17 protein-coding genes and 1 tRNA gene are annotated in these 20021 nt (G+C 43.0%); 9 read left to right on the forward strand and 9 right to left on the reverse strand.

What is annotated here, in order from left to right:
- Together Q0192_RS09375 and Q0192_RS09380 are read right to left on the reverse strand one after the other, a co-directional pair.
- Positions 1–2668 (reverse strand): CusA/CzcA family heavy metal efflux RND transporter (locus Q0192_RS09375; RefSeq protein ID WP_299289221.1); only part of this gene is annotated, 2668 nt, incomplete at its 3' end.
- A 64-nt stretch (positions 2669–2732) separates the two neighbouring features.
- Positions 2733–3113 carry a hypothetical protein gene (locus tag Q0192_RS09380; RefSeq protein ID WP_299289222.1) on the reverse strand — a complete coding sequence of 127 codons (381 nt, stop codon included), beginning with the start codon at positions 3111–3113 and terminating at the stop codon, positions 2733–2735.
- 323 nt (positions 3114–3436) lie between these two features.
- Between Q0192_RS09380 and Q0192_RS09385 the strand changes: the two genes are divergently transcribed.
- From Q0192_RS09385 to Q0192_RS09405, 5 genes are read left to right on the forward strand one after another with little or no spacing between them, the layout of a single operon-like run.
- The gene (locus Q0192_RS09385; protein WP_299289223.1) at positions 3437–3865 is read left to right on the forward strand and encodes a Rieske 2Fe-2S domain-containing protein; all 429 of its coding nucleotides are present in this window, start codon (positions 3437–3439) and stop codon (positions 3863–3865) included.
- 2 nt (positions 3866–3867) lie between these two features.
- Positions 3868–4308: a thioredoxin family protein gene (locus Q0192_RS09390; protein WP_299289224.1), complete on the forward strand. Its 441-nt coding sequence runs from the start codon at positions 3868–3870 to the stop codon at positions 4306–4308.
- Between the two features lie 7 nt (positions 4309–4315).
- Positions 4316–5248: an FAD:protein FMN transferase gene (locus Q0192_RS09395; protein ID WP_299289225.1), complete on the forward strand. Its 933-nt coding sequence runs from the start codon at positions 4316–4318 to the stop codon at positions 5246–5248.
- A 1-nt stretch (position 5249) separates the two neighbouring features.
- On the forward strand, positions 5250–5480 hold the full coding sequence (locus tag Q0192_RS09400) for a DUF4266 domain-containing protein (RefSeq protein WP_299289226.1): 231 nt from the start codon (positions 5250–5252) through the stop codon (positions 5478–5480).
- Positions 5481–5496: 16 nt separating this feature from the next.
- Positions 5497–6705 (forward strand): DUF3570 domain-containing protein, encoded by a 1209-nt coding sequence (locus Q0192_RS09405; protein ID WP_299289227.1) that lies wholly within the window; start codon positions 5497–5499, stop codon positions 6703–6705.
- Between the two features lie 251 nt (positions 6706–6956).
- Here Q0192_RS09405 and Q0192_RS09410 read toward each other — a convergent pair whose 3' ends face one another.
- Positions 6957–7433, reverse strand: coding sequence for an IS1 family transposase (locus Q0192_RS09410; protein ID WP_299289228.1), 477 nt, complete (start codon positions 7431–7433; stop codon positions 6957–6959).
- A 413-nt stretch (positions 7434–7846) separates the two neighbouring features.
- Here Q0192_RS09410 and Q0192_RS09415 point away from each other — a divergent pair, with 413 nt between their 5' ends.
- Positions 7847–8869, forward strand: a complete 1023-nt coding sequence (locus tag Q0192_RS09415) for an AEC family transporter (protein WP_299289229.1) — start codon at positions 7847–7849, stop codon at positions 8867–8869.
- A 58-nt stretch (positions 8870–8927) separates the two neighbouring features.
- Positions 8928–10529: a benzoylformate decarboxylase gene (gene mdlC, locus Q0192_RS09420; RefSeq protein WP_299289230.1), complete on the forward strand. Its 1602-nt coding sequence runs from the start codon at positions 8928–8930 to the stop codon at positions 10527–10529.
- Between the two features lie 519 nt (positions 10530–11048).
- Here the strand turns inward: mdlC and Q0192_RS09425 are convergent.
- The 6 genes from Q0192_RS09425 to Q0192_RS09450 form a co-directional block, all read right to left on the reverse strand.
- The gene (locus Q0192_RS09425; protein WP_299289231.1) at positions 11049–12137 is read right to left on the reverse strand and encodes a PQQ-binding-like beta-propeller repeat protein; all 1089 of its coding nucleotides are present in this window, start codon (positions 12135–12137) and stop codon (positions 11049–11051) included.
- A gap of 182 nt (positions 12138–12319) precedes the next feature.
- Positions 12320–13849, reverse strand: a complete 1530-nt coding sequence (locus Q0192_RS09430) for a glycoside hydrolase family 28 protein (RefSeq protein ID WP_299289232.1) — start codon at positions 13847–13849, stop codon at positions 12320–12322.
- Between the two features lie 10 nt (positions 13850–13859).
- Positions 13860–14027, reverse strand: a complete 168-nt coding sequence (locus tag Q0192_RS09435) for a hypothetical protein (RefSeq protein ID WP_299289233.1) — start codon at positions 14025–14027, stop codon at positions 13860–13862.
- Between the two features lie 98 nt (positions 14028–14125).
- Positions 14126–16378: a GH92 family glycosyl hydrolase gene (locus Q0192_RS09440; RefSeq protein WP_299289234.1), complete on the reverse strand. Its 2253-nt coding sequence runs from the start codon at positions 16376–16378 to the stop codon at positions 14126–14128.
- Positions 16379–16433: 55 nt separating this feature from the next.
- The gene (locus Q0192_RS09445; RefSeq protein ID WP_299289235.1) at positions 16434–17654 is read right to left on the reverse strand and encodes a hypothetical protein; all 1221 of its coding nucleotides are present in this window, start codon (positions 17652–17654) and stop codon (positions 16434–16436) included.
- Positions 17655–18296: 642 nt separating this feature from the next.
- Positions 18297–18370, reverse strand: a tRNA-Ile gene (locus Q0192_RS09450).
- 307 nt (positions 18371–18677) lie between these two features.
- Between Q0192_RS09450 and Q0192_RS09455 the strand changes: the two genes are divergently transcribed.
- Together Q0192_RS09455 and Q0192_RS09460 are read left to right on the forward strand one after the other, a co-directional pair.
- Positions 18678–19211 (forward strand): DUF892 family protein, encoded by a 534-nt coding sequence (locus Q0192_RS09455; protein WP_299289236.1) that lies wholly within the window; start codon positions 18678–18680, stop codon positions 19209–19211.
- Between the two features lie 248 nt (positions 19212–19459).
- Positions 19460–20021, forward strand: a 562-nt coding sequence (locus tag Q0192_RS09460) for an MsnO8 family LLM class oxidoreductase (RefSeq protein WP_299289237.1), incomplete at its 3' end; no start/stop codon positions are given.

Here is a 20021-nt window from a genome sequence, read left to right on the forward strand (position 1 = left end):
GGACCAGTATAAACAACAGCGAAGCCGGTACAGCTATTGCCAATCGTTTTTTTGCCGATTTCAGGTTTTCGAACTGGCCGCCATAATCTACGTAATAACCGGCAGGCAGCTTCACTTTTTGCTGGATCTGTTGCTGCAAATCAGTTACCACGCTTTGCACATCACGGCCGCGAACGTTAAAAGAAACCGAAATGCGCCTTTGCCCGTTTTCCCGCTGAATCTGGTTTGGCCCGTCTTTGATGCTGATGGTTGCAACCTGGTTTAAAGGAATTTGCATCCCGCCGGGCGTATTGATCTGCAACTGGTCCAGGTTGTTAAAGTTGGAACGCGCCGTGTCCGACATCCGCAGCATCACATCAAACTGCCGTTCGCCTTCGTAAATGCTCCCTGCTTTTTCACCGGCAAAAACAGCATTCAACACATGGTTTACCTGGTTGATGCTGAGGTTGTATTGCGCTAAAGCGGCACGGTTGTAATGCACCACCAATTGCGGCAAGCCAGTTATTTTTTCGGTATAAATATCTGCCGCGCCTTTTACCTTGCCGGCAATGCTGCTTACCTTACCCGCCAGGTTGGACAACTGCTGCAAATCGTCGCCAAAGATTTTAACCACCACATCTTGCTTTGCGCCGGATATCAGCTCGTTAAAACGCATTTGCACCGGATATTCAAAACCAACATTTAAGCCTGGGATTTGGGCAAGCGCTTTACCAAAAGCATCTTCCAAACCGGCATAATCATGTGCCGTTTTCCATTGGGATTTATCTTTCAGGATGATAAAAACATCGCATTGTTCCAAAGACATTGGGTCGGTTGGGATTTCTGCGGAACCGATCCGGCAGGTTACCTGTTGTACTTCCGGAAACTTTTTCAGTTCGTTACAAGCCATTTGCATCCCTTTAATGGTTTGCGTTAAAGATGTGCCAGGCAAAAAACGGGCATCCAATGCAAAATCCCCTTCTTCCAGTTGCGGGATAAATTCTCCGCCTAAAGACCGGAAAATAAAAAAAGCAACAGCAAACAGCGCAAGGGCAATCAGCATAACCATTTTGGCATGTTTTAAAGCTTTTTCTAATAACGGCGCATAATATTTGTGGACGAAAGCCATCAGTTTATCTGCAAAATTGGCTTTTCGTTTTGCCTTTTTGCTCAATGTTAATGCCGTCATCATCGGCACATAAGTGATGGAAAGTAAAAAAGCGCCAACCAGTGCAAAGGCCACGGTTTCTGCCATCGGCCTGAACATTTTGCCTTCAATCCCCTGCAAACTTAAAATAGGAAGGTAAACAATGAGGATAATAATTTGTCCGAAAATAGCCGCATTCATCAAGCGTGAAGCAGAGGTTTTCACTTCTTCGTTTATTTCGTCCTGAGAAAAATCGCCTCCGGGATGTGCCTCAATTTTATCCCGTAAACGATGCATCACGCCTTCTACAATAATCACGGCGCCATCTACAATCAACCCAAAATCCAAAGCACCCAAACTCATCAAGTTGGCTGAAACGCCAAACAGGTTCATGATAATGAGTGCAAACAGCATCGAAAGCGGGATAACCGAAGCAACCACCAGCCCCGAACGCAGGTTTCCCAGAAAAATAACCAGCACAAAAATGACGATCAATGCACCTTCGATCAGGTTTTTTTTAACCGTAGAAATGGAATTGCCCACCATTTTGCTGCGCTCGTAATAAGGCACAATCGTTACACCTTCGGGCAGGCGTTTTTTGATTTCTTCTACCCGCAGCTTTACATCTTTTACCACTTGCATGGCGTTGGCGCCTTTCAGCATCAGTACCACGGCGCCTGCAACTTCGCCGTAATGGTCGTTATACATTGCACCGAAACGCAGTGCATCGCCTTCGCGCACATTGGCTACTTCGCCTAATCTTAATGGAAGTCCGTGGATGTTTTTTACCGGCATGTTCCGTAAATCTTCTAAGGTAGAAGCCATGCCTTCGGTGCGGATATAATAAGCGTTTGGCCCTTTTTCGATATAAGCACCGCCAGTATTTTCGTTGTTTTGCTGCACGGCATTGTACAAATCATCCAAAGTAATGCCCATGCCTTTTAAACGTTCGGGGTTGATGACCACCTGATATTGTTTCAATTTTCCGCCCAAGCTGCTCACATCGGCAACACCGGGAACGCCCAGCAATTGCCGCCGCACAATCCACTCCTGCAAAGTGCGCAGTTCGGTTAACGTATAGCGGTTTTCGTACCCGGGTTTTGGCACTACGTAATACTGGTAAACTTCGCCCAAACCTGTTGTTACCGGCCCCATATCGGTTTCGCCAATATTTGTTGGGATAACGCCTTTTAACTGGCCCAACCGTTCGCTTACCTGTTGGCGGGCGCGGGCAATATCTACATCATCATTAAAAACAACGGTTACGTTTGACAGGCCGAAACGAGAAATGGAACGCATTTCTTTCAGTTCGGGCAATGAAGCCATCACCCTTTCTATCGGCATGGAGATCAGGCGCTCTACTTCCGGTGCGGCCAGCGATGGCGAAACGGTGATGAGCAGCACCTGGTTGTTGGTAATATCAGGAACGGCATCTACAGGCAAACGCGATGCCGAATAAATGCCAAAAGCACTCATCAGCAACACCAATAAACCTATGATAAGCTTGTTCCTGACCGAGAAATCTATAATTCGATCAATCATTTTTTTATCAGCTTAAATTAAAAATAATACTACTGTTTTTATCAGTAGAAAATGGTTAAAAAATTTATGCTGGTTTTGGAGGCTGAAAAACCTTGCCGGAAAAAGTGTGCGGAACGAAAGCAGAATAATAAACAATTTTTGGTTCGAGGTGAAAAGGGTGCAGACATGCAATAGCAACAGCAACCGGAGGCATGGACAATTGGATAGTTAAATTATGGTTGTCCAACGTTTTAAAAGGGAGCTGCATATCCTGGGCGTAATCCTCATCCACAACGGTTTTATCAAAATAGTGCATTTTTAAAAAACCGATGACCGTAGTGCCGGGATGTAACCGCACATGCTGGCCATAATGCTGCAACAGCAAAGGAAATTTAAGGAACTCGCCCAACTCTGTGCTTTGCAGCAAAAATAAGATCAGGAGAAATCGGGCCAACCGGTATTTCATTTTTGGATGAGAAATAGTTGACAGGGAAACAACCTTTGGCCAACAAAAGTTTTTGGGCCAAAGATTATAAAAAGGGTATTTTGAATGCTTCTTTTAGCAGGTAAAAAACAGTAAGTGTTATACTCTAAATTTATTTTTTTGTTACTATACCAATTTTTGCATGGTAAAAGAAGCATGGGCATTTTTTCAAGAATAATTTAAAAGGATGTTTAACGTTCGTGCTTTGTCGGTACAAAAAGACCGTTCGTCGATTTAAATATTGCGTTTGTCAATACTGCTCGTTGTATAATCTTTCACTAAGTAGCTTTAAAAAAAATTAAATTATGGACAGAAAAGAATTTTTGGCGAGTATTGGGTTAAGTGCGGCATCTTTTGCAATATTAAGTTGCGTAGGCTGTTCAAAAAGTTCGGACAATTTATCATCTGGCACAGCAAACGGACCTACGGGTGTTAATTTTACACTCGATTTGTCCTCTTCTGCCAATGCCGCACTGCTTACCAATGGCGGTTACTTGGTTTCAAACGGCGTGATCGTTGCCCGTACCACAGCAGGCGCTTATATTGCCGTACAACAATCCTGCACACACGAAAATTATGGTTTAGTTTACCAAGGTTCTAACAACAGGTTTTATTGTAACAACCATGGCGCTACGTTTTCTAATTCGGGGGCTGTTACCAACGGACCGGCAAATAGGCCTTTAACTACTTATAATACTACACTTACCGGAACTTCTTTAAAAGTTTATTCTTGATCATGATAAAATTACTTTTTTTCACCTTGTTCCATTTGATGGCCTTGCCGGTAATTTGGCTGGGCAACTATAATGATGCCGTAAAAGAAGCATCGGCTTCGCATAAATTCATCGTGGTCAACTTTTCTGGTTCCGACTGGTGCGGGCCCTGTATCCGTTTACGAAAAGAAATTTTAGAATCTGCAGCGTTTGAAGATTATGCCAAAGAAAACCTGTTATTGGTGCGGGCTGATTTTCCCCGGCAAAAAAAGAACCAGTTGGACAAAGCGCAGGTAAAGCGGAACGAAGCTTTGGCGGAACAGTTTAACCCGGATGGCAAGTTTCCGTTTACGTTGCTGGTAGATGAGCATGGGAAAGTGTTGAAGCGCTGGGACGGCTATCCGGATGTTTCTCCCGCCCAATTTGTGGAAGAGATCAAATCGGCACAAAAAAATAGCCGGTAAAAACAGTATGGATCTCAAGGTTTATAAGCGGATGTTAAAACTCATGGGCAACCGCTTTGAAATCAGTGTGGTTGGCGATGATGAAGTTTGGGCAGAAGAAAAAATCGGGCTTGCAGTAAACGAAATTAAACGGATCGAAAAGCTGCTGACCACTTTTAGCGAGGACAGCCAGACGAACGAGATCAACCGTAATGCAGGCATCCAGCCGGTAAAAGTGGATGAAGAGGTTTTTAACCTGATCAAACGGTCATTAAAAATATCGGCTTTAACGCAGGGCGCTTTTGATATTACTTACGGTTCTATTGATAAAAGCTTGTGGAATTTTGATGTGAACATGGAGGCTTTACCGGATAAAAAAACGGCGCAGGAATCGGTAAAATTGATCAATTACCGCAACGTGATTTTGGACGAAGCGGCACAAACTGTTTTTTTAAAAGAAGCAGGTATGCGAATTGGTTTCGGTGGCATTGGAAAAGGTTATGCGGCCGATTGTGCTAAAAATATTTTAAAACAACAAAATGTACAAAGCGGGATTGTAAATGCCTCCGGCGATTTGATAACCTGGGGAACGCAGCCCGATGGCAGGCCCTGGACGATTGCGATTGCCGACCCAGACCAAAAGATGCAGCCTTTTTCCACCTTAAATATCAGCAACATGGCCATTGCCACTTCGGGCAACTATGAGAAATATGCGGTAATCAATGGTAAGAAATATGCGCATACCATTGATCCAAAAACCGGGATGCCGGTGAGCGGCATTAAAAGCGTGAGCATCATTTGCCCAAGTGCAGAACTGGCCGATGCCATGGCAACGCCGGTAATGGTAATGGGTGTTAAAGTAGGCCTTGACCTGATGAACCAACTGCAGCAGATTGCTTGTGTGGTTATTGACGACCACAACCAGGTTTATACTTCTAAAAATATCAATATTAAAAACTAAAATGAAGAAACGAATTTTCATTAAACCAATTGCTTTGGCAGTTACCGCTTTGCTTTTTGGCCTGGCTTCCTGCACTTCTGTAAAGCCTTACCAAAAAAACCGCATCAACGATGCCGAAATGGAGCTTTCGGCGCGCAAAGCCCAAAAGTTTGAGCAAAGTTTTCAACTGTACCGCGAAGGTGGTTCGGGTGCCAACGGTGGCAAAAGTGGCGGCGGCTGTGGCTGTAACTAATTACGCAGGATAAGAAATGAGAAAAATATATTTATGCGTACTAAGCTTGTACTTAAGTATTTCCGCTTCGTTTGCGCAAACAGCAACAGACAGTTCTAACTATCAACCGCGTAAGCTCAAGTTGGATGAGGTGAATTTTGTAACCGGCTATTACCACCAGGACGGGAACCACTCGGCTGTAACAGGCGGCATCGGGACAGAAAACCTGACAGATTTTGCCAATACCCTTGATTTGCAAATGTCGAAATACAGCAAGCAGGGAAAAAAGAACACGTTTTTGTTTGAGTTGGGCGTTGACCATTACACTTCCGCTTCCTCCGATAAAATAGACCCAAACAGTGTTTCCTCGGCTTCGAGGTCAGACACGCGCGTTTACCCTTCGCTTAACTGGACAACTTCCAACGAAAAAACAGGAAACGCCCTGGGCTTTACCGGCTCTTACTCGCATGAGTATGACTACCAATCCTTTGGCGGTGGCTTTAACCTTACCCGTTCTTCCAAAGATAAAAACACGCAGTTTGACCTGCGGCTGCAGGCGTTTTTAGATACCTGGAAAGTGATTTTGCCGGTAGAACTTCGGCCAGCGGGCTATGGTTCCGGCTCTGAGCGGGACAACCGTCCGGTTGATTATTCGCCCCGCAACTCGTTCAGCAGTTCGTTCTCGTTGTCGCACGTCATCAATGCCCGCTTGCAAGGCTTGATCATTGTAGAACCGTCTTACCAGCATGGCCTGCTGGCCACCAAATACCAGCGCGATTATTTTACAGACGGATCTGAACGAGTGGAAAATTTGCCGGGTAGCCGCTATAAACTGCCCATCGCCGCCCGTTTAAACTACTTTTTAGACGACCGTTTTATCATCCGCACTTTTTACCGGTATTATATGGACAACTGGGGCATCAGGGCGCACACGGCCGAAATTGAAGTGCCTGTAAAACTGACTTCTTTTGTTTCTATAAGCCCTTTTTACCGCTACAACAACCAAACTGGCACCCGTTACTTTGCACCTTACGGCCAGCACAACGCTGCCGATGTTTATTACACCAGCGATTACGATTTGTCAACTTTAAACAGCAGTTTTTTTGGTACAGGTATCCGGTTTGCGCCGCCAAAAGGCGTGTTTGGCTGGCAGCATTTGAACACGCTCGAATTGCGTTACGGCCATTACGTCCGTTCCACCGGGCTAAATTCTGATATTGTAACCCTGGCTTTGAAGTTTAAATAAACAACAATGCTTCTTTTATCGGTTAAATTTGTGATATATTATTCATTTTTCCGAATCAAAAAATCTAATTTTTAGGTGATAAAAGAAGCATTATTATCAATTTAAATCATTAAAAGTAAAACAGGTTGAGCAAATAGAAGCAAAGCATGTTTGCTTTGCTTAGAGCCTGTTTAAATTTATATCATAAAATTTTTACAATGCTTCTTTTATGCCTATAAATTTGGTATGCCCAAATATTTTTGGTTGTGTTTCTAAATGTATGATGATCTAATATTTCGTTCATAGATGGCTGTTTTCATAATTGCGTAATGGTAAAGCAGCTTTTTTGAGAAGCAGGTTGTCCGTCTTGTCAGCCATCTCAGCCTTGTCCTGAACCAAGTGTTTATCCCTTCGATCTTTTTCGTGTATTTTTTGCCTATCAAATGTTTTTCCTTTGGCAACACTTGTGCAAATGCACCCCAATGATCGGTACAATAAAAATTGATTTCCACTTCCTGGAGCTTTTTCAGCAAAGCTTTTATAGCCTTTTTATTCCTTTTGCCCCAGTTTGCCGTCAGGATCTCACCGCTTTGTTTACAAATGGCATACAGTAGCCACACTTTCTTTTGCCTGTTGCCTACATATGACCACTGTTCGTCTATCTGCACCAGATGGTACGACTCGTGTTTCGGCCTGATTTCAGAAGATTTGCCCATGCTTAAAATACTTCTGAGCACTGCAGCCCACATGTCTTGCAAAGCAAATTTTGAAAACCTGTCTTTTTCTTTCCGTTTTTTACTGCCTTTCCATTAGGACAGCGGGGGCAGCCAACTGTTTTGTTTGATTTCACAACCAACTCCGGCAGCACCGCTGCTATTTTAGCCCATCATACATTTAGAAACACAACCTACTTCTTTTATACCTATAAATTAGGTTTGCTGGTACTATAAAGAAAAATATAACACACGATTTGAAACAAAGTTAAATGGTTTGCCTTTAAGTTACATTGCCTCTATCTTGTATTAAGAAACTTTTCCTGAAACAAGTTTGGCATGACAAAAACATAAGTGTACTGATTTTTAGGTGGTAAAAGAAGCATGGGGACTTAATCAGGCAAAACTTGAAAAGGCTTTAATATTTTTTATACTGATTTAATTTAAAAATGCAAACACACTTCAACATCGCAATCCTTGCGGCAGCACTCGTGCCGGTACTTTTTGTATTACTTTTAGGATATTGGGCAGGCCGGGACCATAATTTTGATCAGGACCAGGCATCCGGTTTCAGCACGCTGGCCTTGAATTATGCCCTGCCAGCTGCATTGTTTGTAGGGATGACCAAGGTAAGCCACGAACAGTTGTTTCAACAAGGGCCACTGCTATTGGCCGTGTTGATTTGTTATTGCCTTGTTTATGGGATAGTTTACATGCTTGCGCGCCGATCAAAAACATTAGGCAGCAAAGGTGCAGCAGTTGTTGCTTTGTTGGTAAGCTTTCCCGCGGCCCCGGTTTATGGCGTGGCAGTGCTTCAACCGCTATTTGGTGCAGATAGCTCCATAACTGTGGGTATCGTCGCCTTAATTTGCAATCTCGCGTTAACACCGGTTACACTTGCCATACTATCAGCTGGTGGCGATCCTGCTGCTTCTAAAACTACCCCACCAAAACCTGGGCAGGCCGGAAAGCAACCCGAGCAGGTTGGAAAGCAACCTGAGCAGGCTGGAAAGAAAAACAACATCGTAGTTAAAACCCTGGAATCACCTCTTGTATGGGCACCATTAGCCGGTGTACTGCTGGTGATTTTTGGCGTACACGTGCCAGCCCTTGCCGATGATACGCTTAACCTGCTGGGCGTATCAGCATCAGGCGTAGCTATTTTTGCTTCAGGGATGGTTCTATCCGCTCATAAAATAACGCTTTCGAAACAGACGTGGTTGATAAGTTTAGGAAAAGTGATTGTGGAACCTGCATTATTTTTAGTGCTGCTATTGTTGTTTAGTGTAAAGGGCACAATAGGAAACGCTGCTTTGGTTGCCACTGCGCTACCTCCCGCCGTAGTTGGGGTATTGCTTGCTTCGAAGCATAAGGTAGCGGAATCACTTGCCGCGGCAACCCTTTTTGTTACGAGTGTTGCCATGATTGTAGTGTTGCCTTTATGGGTATGGATTTCTACATTGTTAAAATAACAGGCAATACATAAAACAGAACAAACAAAATAAATTCTACCTTAAAAAAACGAACAAAATGAAAAACGTCAGAGAAGCAACTTTTGAATTATTGCGGGAACTGGGCATTACCACCATTTTCGGCAATCCGGGCAGCACTGAAGAAAATTTTCTTATGGATTATCCCGCCGATTTCAAATACATCCTTGCCTTACAAGAAGCATCGGTTATGTCAATTGCCGATGCCTATGCACAGGCAACCGGCAAGCCGGCCATGGTTAATATTCATACCGCGGCTGGCACCGGCAATGCAATGGGCAACCTGGCTACAGCTTTTCAAAACAAAACGCCCCTTATTGTAACAGCAGGCCAGCAAACCCGTGAAATGCTTTTGCTTGAACCTTGGCTAACCAACCTTGACCCTACCATTTTGCCCCGTCCCTGGGTAAAATGGGCTTATCAGCCATCACGGCCTGAAGACGTGCCCGGCACTTTCATGCGTGCCTTTGCTACGGCAGTACAACCGCCACAAGGCCCAGTGTACCTTGCGTTGCCATTAGATGATTGGGCTAAACCCGCAGGCAAGCCGGTTCAGATACGCTCCGTAAGCATGCGTACTGCTGCGGACCCAGAGAGATTGCAACTCATTGCAGAAGCTTTAAAAAAGGCCAAAAACCCTGCCTTAATTATTGGTGCCGGCGTAGATCGCTCCGGCGGTTGGGATGCTGGTGTCAAACTTGCTGAAACCCTAAAATGTGCAGTGTTTGCGCCACCCGGAAACGAGCGCACTGCTTTTCCGGAAAACCATCCCTTATATCGTGGGGCACTAATATTCGCTATTGCGCCGCTTGCCGAACAATTAAAAGGGTACGATCTGGTTGTTGTTTTCGGTGCCCCTGTGTTTCGCTACTATCCTTATGTGGCAGGCGACTATTTGCCCGACGGCACAAACTTGTGGCATATTACTGATGATCCGGACGAAGCCGCTCGCGCGCCCGTAGGCAATGCAGTGCTTGCCGATCCGGCCCTGGCCCTTGAAGGATTGAATAGTTTAATAGAAGGCTATACTACAGACAGGCAACCCTTGCCACCTATGCCCGAACCTGCTGTGCCAGAAATAACCTCCCCCTTAACCGCTGCCGCCTTGTTTGCTACAATGAACAAGTTACGTCCCGAACATACGGTGATGGTTGAAGAATCTCCTTCTAACCTTGGAGACTTGCATAAACAATGGAAAGTGACGGAGCCATTGTCGTTCTTTACGATGGCAAGCGGTGGTTTGGGTTTTGGATTGCCTGCTGCCGTTGGTATTGCGTTAGCCGAACGGGAAACAGGCCGAAACCGGCAAGTAATTGCGGTAATTGGTGATGGCTCGTTTCAATACTCTGTTCAATGTTTATGGACTGCAGCACAACACAAATTGAATCTGTTGGTGGTGGTGCCAAACAATGCCGAGTATGCCATCTTGAAAGCATTTGCCGTAACACAAGAAACACCTGACGTACCAGGATTAAACATTCCGGGAAAAGATATTGTGCAGTTGGCGCAGGGTTATGGCTGTACTGCTAAAAATGCCGATACGGTGGATGAAATAACTGCAGCCATGGAGGCCGCATTTAAGCAGGAAGGCCCAACGGTATTAGTTGTGCCTATAAGCCCGGCTATACCACCTCTTTTGTAAGTGAAAACCATTTAAAAGTGTCCTCCTGCTGATTTATTCGGCAGGAGTATTCACTCGGTCGGGTATTCACTTTCTCTAATTCGGCTTGCCATTTTGTTTGTATTTAAACAATTCTTTATTGAAATGCCTAACGAGAACTTTCCAATTATCGTGTCTTTAGTTTTAATGTGGTGTGTTCGGTAAAAGGTGTTTTTCAAAGCCTGAACATTACCCCTGCCCCGGTATATGGTTTGCATTACCTGAAGACTTAAAACGAGTTTAGAAACAGCAAAGTTTTACCATGCTTCTTTTATGCCTGTAAATTTGGTGTACTTGTATATTTAAAACGTACAAAAACCACAAAAAGACAATGAATTTTATGTGGTAAAAGAAGCATGGCAAATAAGTTTAAACCCGAAACTCTAAAATAAGTGTTCGAAAAGTGAAGCACTTGTCAATTAAGTTTAACTAAAGTGGCAAGTGCTTCTATTGCTGCTAATCCTATACTAATGTTGATCTCAATTTGCGGCAAGCTTGACATTAATGCTCGGATTGACCTGGTATCTCAGGGATACCCGGATCATCTAAAACCTGTAATGCAGTACCGTCGCCCACCGCTTTATAATCCTGCAGTACCCAAACTACTTTTTTGTCTTTGGTAACCTCTATCAATTGAGGGCCTTTACCACCCTGGCCGCGCGAAGCAAATATCGTATTGCCATTGGCTAACCTGGTACAGGTTTGCGGTGCCGATTTAAATTGGTATTCGGCAGGCAGATCGGTTTTGCAATCGAAGTTCCATACCGTTTCGCCTTTTTTATTAACTTCGAACGTGCGGTTTTCTGCCTCGTCGGTTATTAAGGTATTGCCGTTCTTTAATCGTATAGCAGCCCATGGTTTAGTGCTTTTGTAGCTCCAGATCTCTTTGAAGTCTTTATCATATTCTACAGTCTTGCCTTGGTTAAGTAAAGCAATAAGATATGTCCCCTGTGCGGTAATGCGGGCTCGTCTAACCTGCGGATGAATATCGCCAACTGTTGCCGGTTGGTTAGACGGAAGTACATGTTCTACCTCGGTCTTTCCTGTTTTAATGTTAACAACAAATAATTTTGGCGGCAGGCCATTCACTACAAACATAACTTTGTCTAAACCAATTGGCTGGCAGGCATGCACTTCGGTATGCTCCATGCCTTTAGAGTTGTTGCAATCGTAACGCCAAAGTATTTTCTTATCAGGTGTCATTAAAGCGATGTATTGCATGCGTGTGAACAAAATATTGCCATTTGATAGCATCCACACATCATCATACTCAGGCCCTTTGCCGGTATTGTAGGTCCAAATCACTTTGCCATTGCTAACCAGCGACATCCGATTGCAGTTTTCGCCAACGTACAGCATGGGGTGTTGCGCCAAGCCCTTTCCGGGCAAATTAGCAGGTGGTTCCTCGGTCGAATTAATTAGGGGCGCCAGCTCTTCTTCGGGAGCCATAGCCGGTACATTAGCCGCCGTAAAGAGGTTAAGCACATCCATACAAGGTGTTGCCGATAACTTTTTCTTTTGGGCAATTACGGAACTTGAAGCTGCGGCTACACATAGCGCAGCCAGCATAAAATTTTTGATAGGTCTCATCACAATTTTGGTTAATGGTTTAAAGCCTGTTTAAATTTCTGTCATAAAAAATCATAATGCTTCTTTTATGCCTATAAATTTTGTTTCCGGATCCGCTTTGATACAAAAAGTACAATAAGGCAATGATTTTTAGGTGGTAAAAGAAGCATGGAAAATACATTGAACAAAATTTAAACCGGCTCTTATAATTCTTTTTTATCAGCCTGCGCTAACTTGGTGTTTAGCAATTGCGGGCTATTAAAAATATTGAAGTTTTTTACCTGACTAAGTACAAATGTTGGTGTTCCTTCGACTTTCTGTGCGCTGATGTGTTGAAAATCAGCACCATCTACGTTGTCTAGAATGAAGGCAGGACGCAGGTCCTCTTTCATATAGCTCACTTCCACATCGCTCATTTTTAGATCTTTTACATTCCTGATAAAAAAGCCGTAAGCGGGTGTGATACCAAATGAATCCGGCTCGGGATAATCCCTTATTAAAGGCTTTACCTCGCGGGCTGCCTGCGCCTTGGTACCACCGCCTTTATAATAAATATGAATATTGTTTAGGGTAAGGTCTTCAATATCATGGCCGGGTATGCCGCTAATAATAGCACCCTGCTCACCGCTTACGTCATAAGCTACGATATTGCTTATGATCACCCTGTGCAAAGTGCTGTATGGAAAATCTTTTGGCGCGCGCATGCGAGCACCAAGCCTTACAAAGATGGGTGAGTTGTTAATATCACGCATGGTGATATTGCTTATGGTAATATCTTCTAATACTGCGCCGTCAACAGTTTCAAGCGCCAGACCTTTGCAATGGTCAAAAATACAGTTAGTTATGGTGATGTTTTTATAGCCTCCATTTGACTCGGTACCCAGCTTAATACGGCCTTGGGGATGGTTTCTGCCGTTCTTTAAATAAGTTCCGTCTAAAAATGTACCTTCATTATAACCCGATACTATGCAATTGGTGATGGTTACATTCTCTAAAGCGCGTGGGTAGTTTAGCGAATAATCACACTTTAACACCAACGCGTCATCACCAGGCGCATTAATCGTTGTATTGGATATATGAACATTTTTACTCGAGATGAGGTCAATACCATCACGACCGGTGTCCATTTTAATATTATCAATCGTTGTATTATCAACCGCTGTAAGTAAAAAGCAAAACCAGCCGCCATGAAATATTGTAAAGTCTCGTAAAAGTACATTACGGCAAAGTTTAAGTGCCAGTGTTTTGTTGCCCTGGCCTTCGTTTGTTCCGGGCTTGCCTTCATCTTTAACGAGGCCCTTGCCCCAAATTTTGCCCGGACCAAGGATGGCTATATCGTGCAGGTTTTCGCCAACAATTAAGCTATTATGAAAATGGTTGTGGCCGTAATCCTGATAAATCTCATTCTCACCTTTTTCGGGCAGGTCATATTGTACGCCTTCACCGGGAGTAGCCGCCACGATGGTTGCACCTTGATCAATATATAAAGCTACGTTGCTTTTAAGATGGATGGTTATGGATAAATAATCGCCTGCCGGGAAATAAACAGTACCACCGCCTGCTTCATTTGCCGCGGTAATAGCCTTATCAATGGCTTTAGTGTCAAGATTTTTGCCATCGCCTTTGGCGCCATATTTCTTTACGTTGTAAACTGGCGCCTGGCCTAAAGCCAAAGTATTAATTAAAAAAAGTAAGGTAAGCAAACCAAGAAGGTTCCGAAGTAAGGTTTTCATATTATCGAGTTTATTGTTTTTTGATTTGGACGGCTTTAACTTCTGCAATCGTAGCCGTGGAGGCTTTATTACCAAAGCTGTCGCGCACATTGGTTAAGAGCCTGTTTAAATTTTTATCAGTAAAAGTTTCCAATGCTTCTTTTATGCCTATAAATTCTGTTTTTAAATGCTTGGCCAATACAAAAAATATAATAAACCAATGATTTTTAGGGGATAAAAGAAGCATATAAAATAAATTGAATAAAATTTAAACAGGCTCTAATACATCGGCCAGGGTCATTTTGTATAAATACTAAGCGTCTTGCCGTTGCTCATATCGTTATAATTAACAAACCATCCTTTCAGCGGCTTTCCATCAACAGTAAGTTTACTAATGTTTTTACCACCTCCTTTTTTGTTGATGGTAAATGTTTTACCGTTACCCAACTGCATTTCAATCTTGTCGAAAATTGGCACTGATACAATATATTCAGGGTCTGTTGGCGAATAAGGGTATATGCCCATGGCATTAAACACATACCAACCTGTAAGCGAACCATAGTCGTCCATCCCGGCCAGCGCAAGCCCTTCAGGCCCCATGCCGTAATAATCTGATAATAGTTTGGTCAATATAGCCTGCGACTTTTCTGGTTTGTTTATGAAATAATACAAATAAGGGTAGTTAAAGTCGGGCTGGTTACCCATGCAAAACTGTCCCAGGAAGCACGACAGGTTATCTTTTGCGTAGCCGCCCCAAGGAATAGTGAAAAGCGAATCCAGTTTAAGCTCGAAGTCTTTTGGGCTCTTATATAAAGAAATAAGTCCTTTAGTATCCTGTGGTACAAAGAAGGATGCCTGCCAGGCATTTGCCTCGCGGTACATAAACTCGTAGTAAGGATATGAAGGATTGAACGGTGTAACCCATTTACCATCAGCCAAGCGGCCCCGCATAAAGCCGGTTTGAGGGTCAAATACATTCCTGTAGTTTTGGCTGCGCTGCATCATAGTATTGTACATAGCCTTATCACCAAGCGCTTTTGCCATCTGCCCTACCGAGTAATCAGAATAAGCAAATTCAAGCGTTTTGGTAGTTCCGGCGGTAGATACCGTTTCGGTTGTCGGGTTCGAAATATTTATTTCAGCCACATAACCCAATTTAAGATAATCGTCGTTATGCGGCCTTGGGGTTCTTAAACCATTACCCGAAGGGGTATTGGCGTTATTAAGCATCAAACGGTAGGCTTTCTGTACGTCGTAACCCCTTACACCGCGCGCATAGGCACCGGCGATATAACTTGAAGCGAAATCGCCATGAAACGAAGTGGAAAGGAAACCCGAACGCTCACCTGCCAGAAGCATAGATTTGATAACATTATTACTGATATCAGGCCGAACCATGTTAAGCAAAACCAATTGTGTACGGAAAACATCCCATAACCCAGGGCCTTGATATACATCAAATCCGGGAACCGAGTCACGTGGTGCAAATGCCACCGCACCTGTACCCTGACCTTGCCTTCTGCCGCCGCCGCCAATCGCTATTTTGCCATTAGCGTCGCTGGTAATACTTGGGTACCAAAACTGCCTGTAAAGGCAGGAGTAGAACATTGTTTTTTGCTTTTGTGTTCCGCCGGTAACTTTGATCTTTCCCAGTATGTTTTCCCATTTTTGATCAGCCTCTTTATAAACCTGATCGAAGTTCTTATTCGCTATTTCAATATCATAATTAGATTTTGCTCCGGCGGCGCTAACGCTTGAAATAGCAATTTTAAGCTCCAGTGGTTTATCAGCATTTTCGAAACTGATAACAGGGACATCAATATTGCCGGTCAATTTTCGCTGACCGCCCGCACCTTGTCCGCTACGGGGGATGTCGGGTTGATTAGGGTTTCGTTTGTTGATATCAATACTTTTGATTTTATGGTTCATGACGGCGTAGAAATATAGGCCATCCTGTTTGCCGGTAACTACGTAATCGCCGGCCTGGTTAATCTCCCACGTACTGCTGCCGCCACCTGAGTGTACAAGGTCGAAGGCAAGCTTTTTATCCTGGCCGCGCAGGTAAGTATATTTATAGTACGCGCATCTTGTAGTAGCGGTTAGCTCTGCGTTGATATTATAGCGTTCCAGCAAAACACGGTAGTAACCGGGGCGTGCCACTTCATTTGCATGGCTAAAGGTCGAAGCAAAATCATCGGCTGTGAAGCTGGTGCCTTCCAGCGGCATAATCGGGATGTTCTGTTGCCCCCAATCGGTTCCGCTGGTTTGGGCGAAAGCTTTAATCGTTTTCACTTCGTACTCGTAACCGCTGCCACTGCCATAAGTAGTAACCGGAACTGCCTGTACCATACCAAATGGCGTGGTAGCAGCCGGTCCGTCAAGGCCGTTCCAAGTACGCCATGGCGGTTCATAGCCAAGCAGTTTCGGGTCAGTCAATACCGTGGTGCCCACCAGCGGGTTTACATAACTGGTGAGACGAACGCTATTTTGTGCGTAAGTGAGGGCCGGTAAGATCAACCCAGCGATAAGGAGACTTCTTATTATTTTCATACTTTGTCTAAATCTTGGTAACGTTTTGATACATTGACGGTGTAGTTTAAACCATTTATTCTTTCACCTTCATGATATACACCTGCCTGCTGCCCGAGTGCGTTGAGTTAAAGCCAATCAGATTTCCTTTAGGACTCCAGCGGCAGTGGATATCTGCGCGCCAGCCGTCCTTAAATTCTATGGGTTCAATATATTTGCCAAGCGTAAGTACCGAGTCAGTTTTCATATTTAAAAGATAAATACTTTGCTCGCGGTTCTTCGCCGGGTAGGTATCGGTTACCAACCATTTTCCATCTGGCGAGAATGTGCCATGCCCGTCATAGTCCAGTTTTCCGCAGCCCAGTTTACGGTAATCATTATTCCCTGCGGTAAATAAAATATGACTATTTTGTTTAGCATTATACATAGCAGTCACCATTAATTGCTGGTCATTCAACCAATCAAAATGCGACCCGCCCCAGTTGTCAGGGAAGCAGCGTTTTAGGTCAGAACCATCCTTGTTGATCGTAAATGCCGTAGTGTTCCAGTCAGGTATGGCCCTTGCCAGGAAGAATATCTTTGTGCCACCTTTGCTAAATAGTGTATGCCCAATGTACTCTATCCCGTTATTGCTTTTAATTTCGGGTACCTGGCTTTTTAATTGCGCAAGTGAAACGATCAATTTTATGGCCCCGGTTTCCAGATTCAATAAAAATATACCGTCATTATCTGGGAACTGTACCTTGGGTTGCGCATCCTGCCCACTACCATCATATCCATAATCCGTGCGGGTTATCCGCAGGCGCGAAAAATTGATAACCACTGCTTCCTTCCCATCAGGCGATACCGCAGCAACAGGATAAGGGATAACTTTAAGCTCTTTGCGGTTCAATACATTTAATATGACCGAAACATATTTCCCTTTCCGCATATCGTTATAAATAATAACCGAATCGGGATTGGTTGCCAGCCAATGCGCCATGCAGCCTTGCTGTAAGTTCCAGGCAGTGGTTTTTGCAAGTTTGATAAATTTATTTGTCCGCATATCAACCAAACCCAACGCGGCGGTATCTTGTATGGTTGGTATCCTATCCCTCACATCAGTTTCTAATACGGTTGCGTACCGCTCGTTTTTGCTCCATGAGTTAATACCGTAATAACTGGCAAATAAATGTTCTTTACCGCTGGTTATTTGGAACGGTGCGCTAACCGTTGGGAACTTTGCAGATTGCGCTGCAGCGTGAAAGCTAACAAAGGCGATTAATATCAGGATGCGGATGGTCTTGTTAACTTGCATTGTTTTAAATGGTTTATTTGGCTGTTGTTTACCTTTCCGGGTTGTTGTAATCTTAACCACGTCTCCTTCAGCGGTAAGGGAGAGCTACGGATTTACCATAGCGGTAATGAATACTAACATGCAGAAATTGGTTTATAGGGTACGATATTAGTATTTTATATCTATAAAAAGTCCAAAATGAATTTTAAAATTTACGCAATCGTTACCATTAAAAGTTTTAGAGATACTTGCTTTCAGACGGTTACTTTTTGTTATAAAAAGAGTATTAAATAATGCAAAAACATTAGAAACAACGCTTAAATAATTCTATTCCTGTAAAGTTGCCATTATCAGAAGCTCCAAAACCTGAAAATAGATTTGATGGACAAGAACACTATTTCTATACATACAAAATTATTTGCAGGTAGTATGACTCTAAAGACGCTTCATGGGGAACAAGCGAAATTTTTGGAGGGATAAAGACTTTGGATAGATTGTACGAGCTACTTTGCTTATTAAAACCAGTGGATACAATTAAAATATTGGGTTATTCGGAACTGGTAACCTTGAGAAAGTTTGATCTAATTTGATATGGCTAAAAACGTAAAAGCCTGTAAATCAATTAATTTACAGGCTTTTTAAAACCATTTAAGGTACGTTTTGTGCGCCCACCTGGGCTCGAACCAGGGACCAAAAGATTATGAGTCTTCTACTCTAACCAACTGAGCTATAGGCGCTGCTTTTAGACTTGCAATTTTACAAAAATGCTTTGAGAATTATTAAAAAATCTAAAAAAATATCTAAACAATTATGGAATCTTAAAGCTTGTTGCTATAAATTTCAAAAAGCGTTTTTAAGGTTTTACACATGTAATTAATATTATTTATAAAAATAATTTATTAATAATTAAAAATATTCTACTTTAGCTATTAGTAAGCCTTTATAAGACAATAATACTTTAATATTTAAACCTGATTGGTGTTATTTGCCGATCTGTTAATTTCTATTTGTTAATGATGCTTTTGCATTAGTAAAATTAAAATAATGGAAAAACCCTTTTTGTGTGGAAACCTGCAGTTAAATGAAAATTCCCTTAACAAAGTTTTCTTGTTCAACCTCAACGAAATTTATTCCATCTTACAAAGCCTCACCCAAAATTTACCCGTTTTGGCAGATAAAACTTATTATGGCGACCTCCATAATGTGGTTGAAGAGCTTTTATCAGAAGTTTATGAACAGGCCGACCATGTGGAAACTATTTTTTTGCAGTTAAAAGAAGAACCTACAAAAAATTGCAGCCCTACTGCTAATGATATTTTCCAATTGGCTAATTACTACCATGAAGACGAAAATCAGCACAAGCTATCTAACGACCTGGCGCTGGTATTTCACTTGCAACAAATTTTAGTGGTAAAATGCCATTATTTCCACCTGCTAAAATCTATTGCAAATTCTATGGATGATATTATTGTAAAAGAAAATATTCAATATTGTTTTGACCAATGTGCTGAAAACCAAACCTTGTTTAAATTGATTGCAAAAGAATATATGGAAAGCCGGGTAAATGTTTTCTTATAATAACTTACTTAAACTCATTTCCGAATGCTTCTTTTATCGCATAAAAATCATTGGTTGTAAGAATCTACTCATCGGTATAATCTACAATTGTCATCTAATTTCAAATAAGCACAATTGTGTGGATTGCAAGTCAAATAACCAACTCATCCCTGCTCCTGCCCTTTTTTAATTTTAAATTTGATTAAAGCAACAAGAAAGGTTATTTTAAACCTGAGCTTGTTTTTTAAACATCCCTAATGCAAATAAAAATGGCTGCAAAGCAATTATCAGATATTTCTTTTTCGGTTTTAGATTTGGCAACTGTGGTGCAAGGCACAACGCCTGCAACTACTTTCCAATGCAGTTTGGAGTTGGCCAAACATGCCGAAAAATTAGGTTACAAACGCTACTGGCTGGCCGAACACCACAATATGGCTGGCGTGGCCAGTTCGGCAACTTCGGTTTTAATTGGTTACATCGCCGGCGGAACTTCTGCTATCCGTGTTGGTTCGGGCGGCGTAATGCTGCCAAACCATGCACCGTTAATTGTGGCAGAACAATTCGGAACGCTAGCTTCTTTGTATCCCGGCAGAATTGATTTGGGTCTGGGCCGCGCACCGGGAACAGACCAGCTAACTGCAATGGAAATTCGTGGGGAAAACTTTAACGCCGAGCATAACTTCCCTAAAGATATTTTAAAGCTGCAAAATTTCTTTTCCGCAGAAAACAGCAACGGTAAAGTAAGGGCAATTCCGGGCGAAGGCTTGGATATCCCGATCTGGGTTTTGGGTTCGAGCACAGAAAGTGCGCGCGTTGCCGCCGCTTTAGGTC

It is taken from the genome of uncultured Mucilaginibacter sp., assembly GCF_937859865.1.
Classification (GTDB): domain Bacteria; phylum Bacteroidota; class Bacteroidia; order Sphingobacteriales; family Sphingobacteriaceae; genus Mucilaginibacter_A.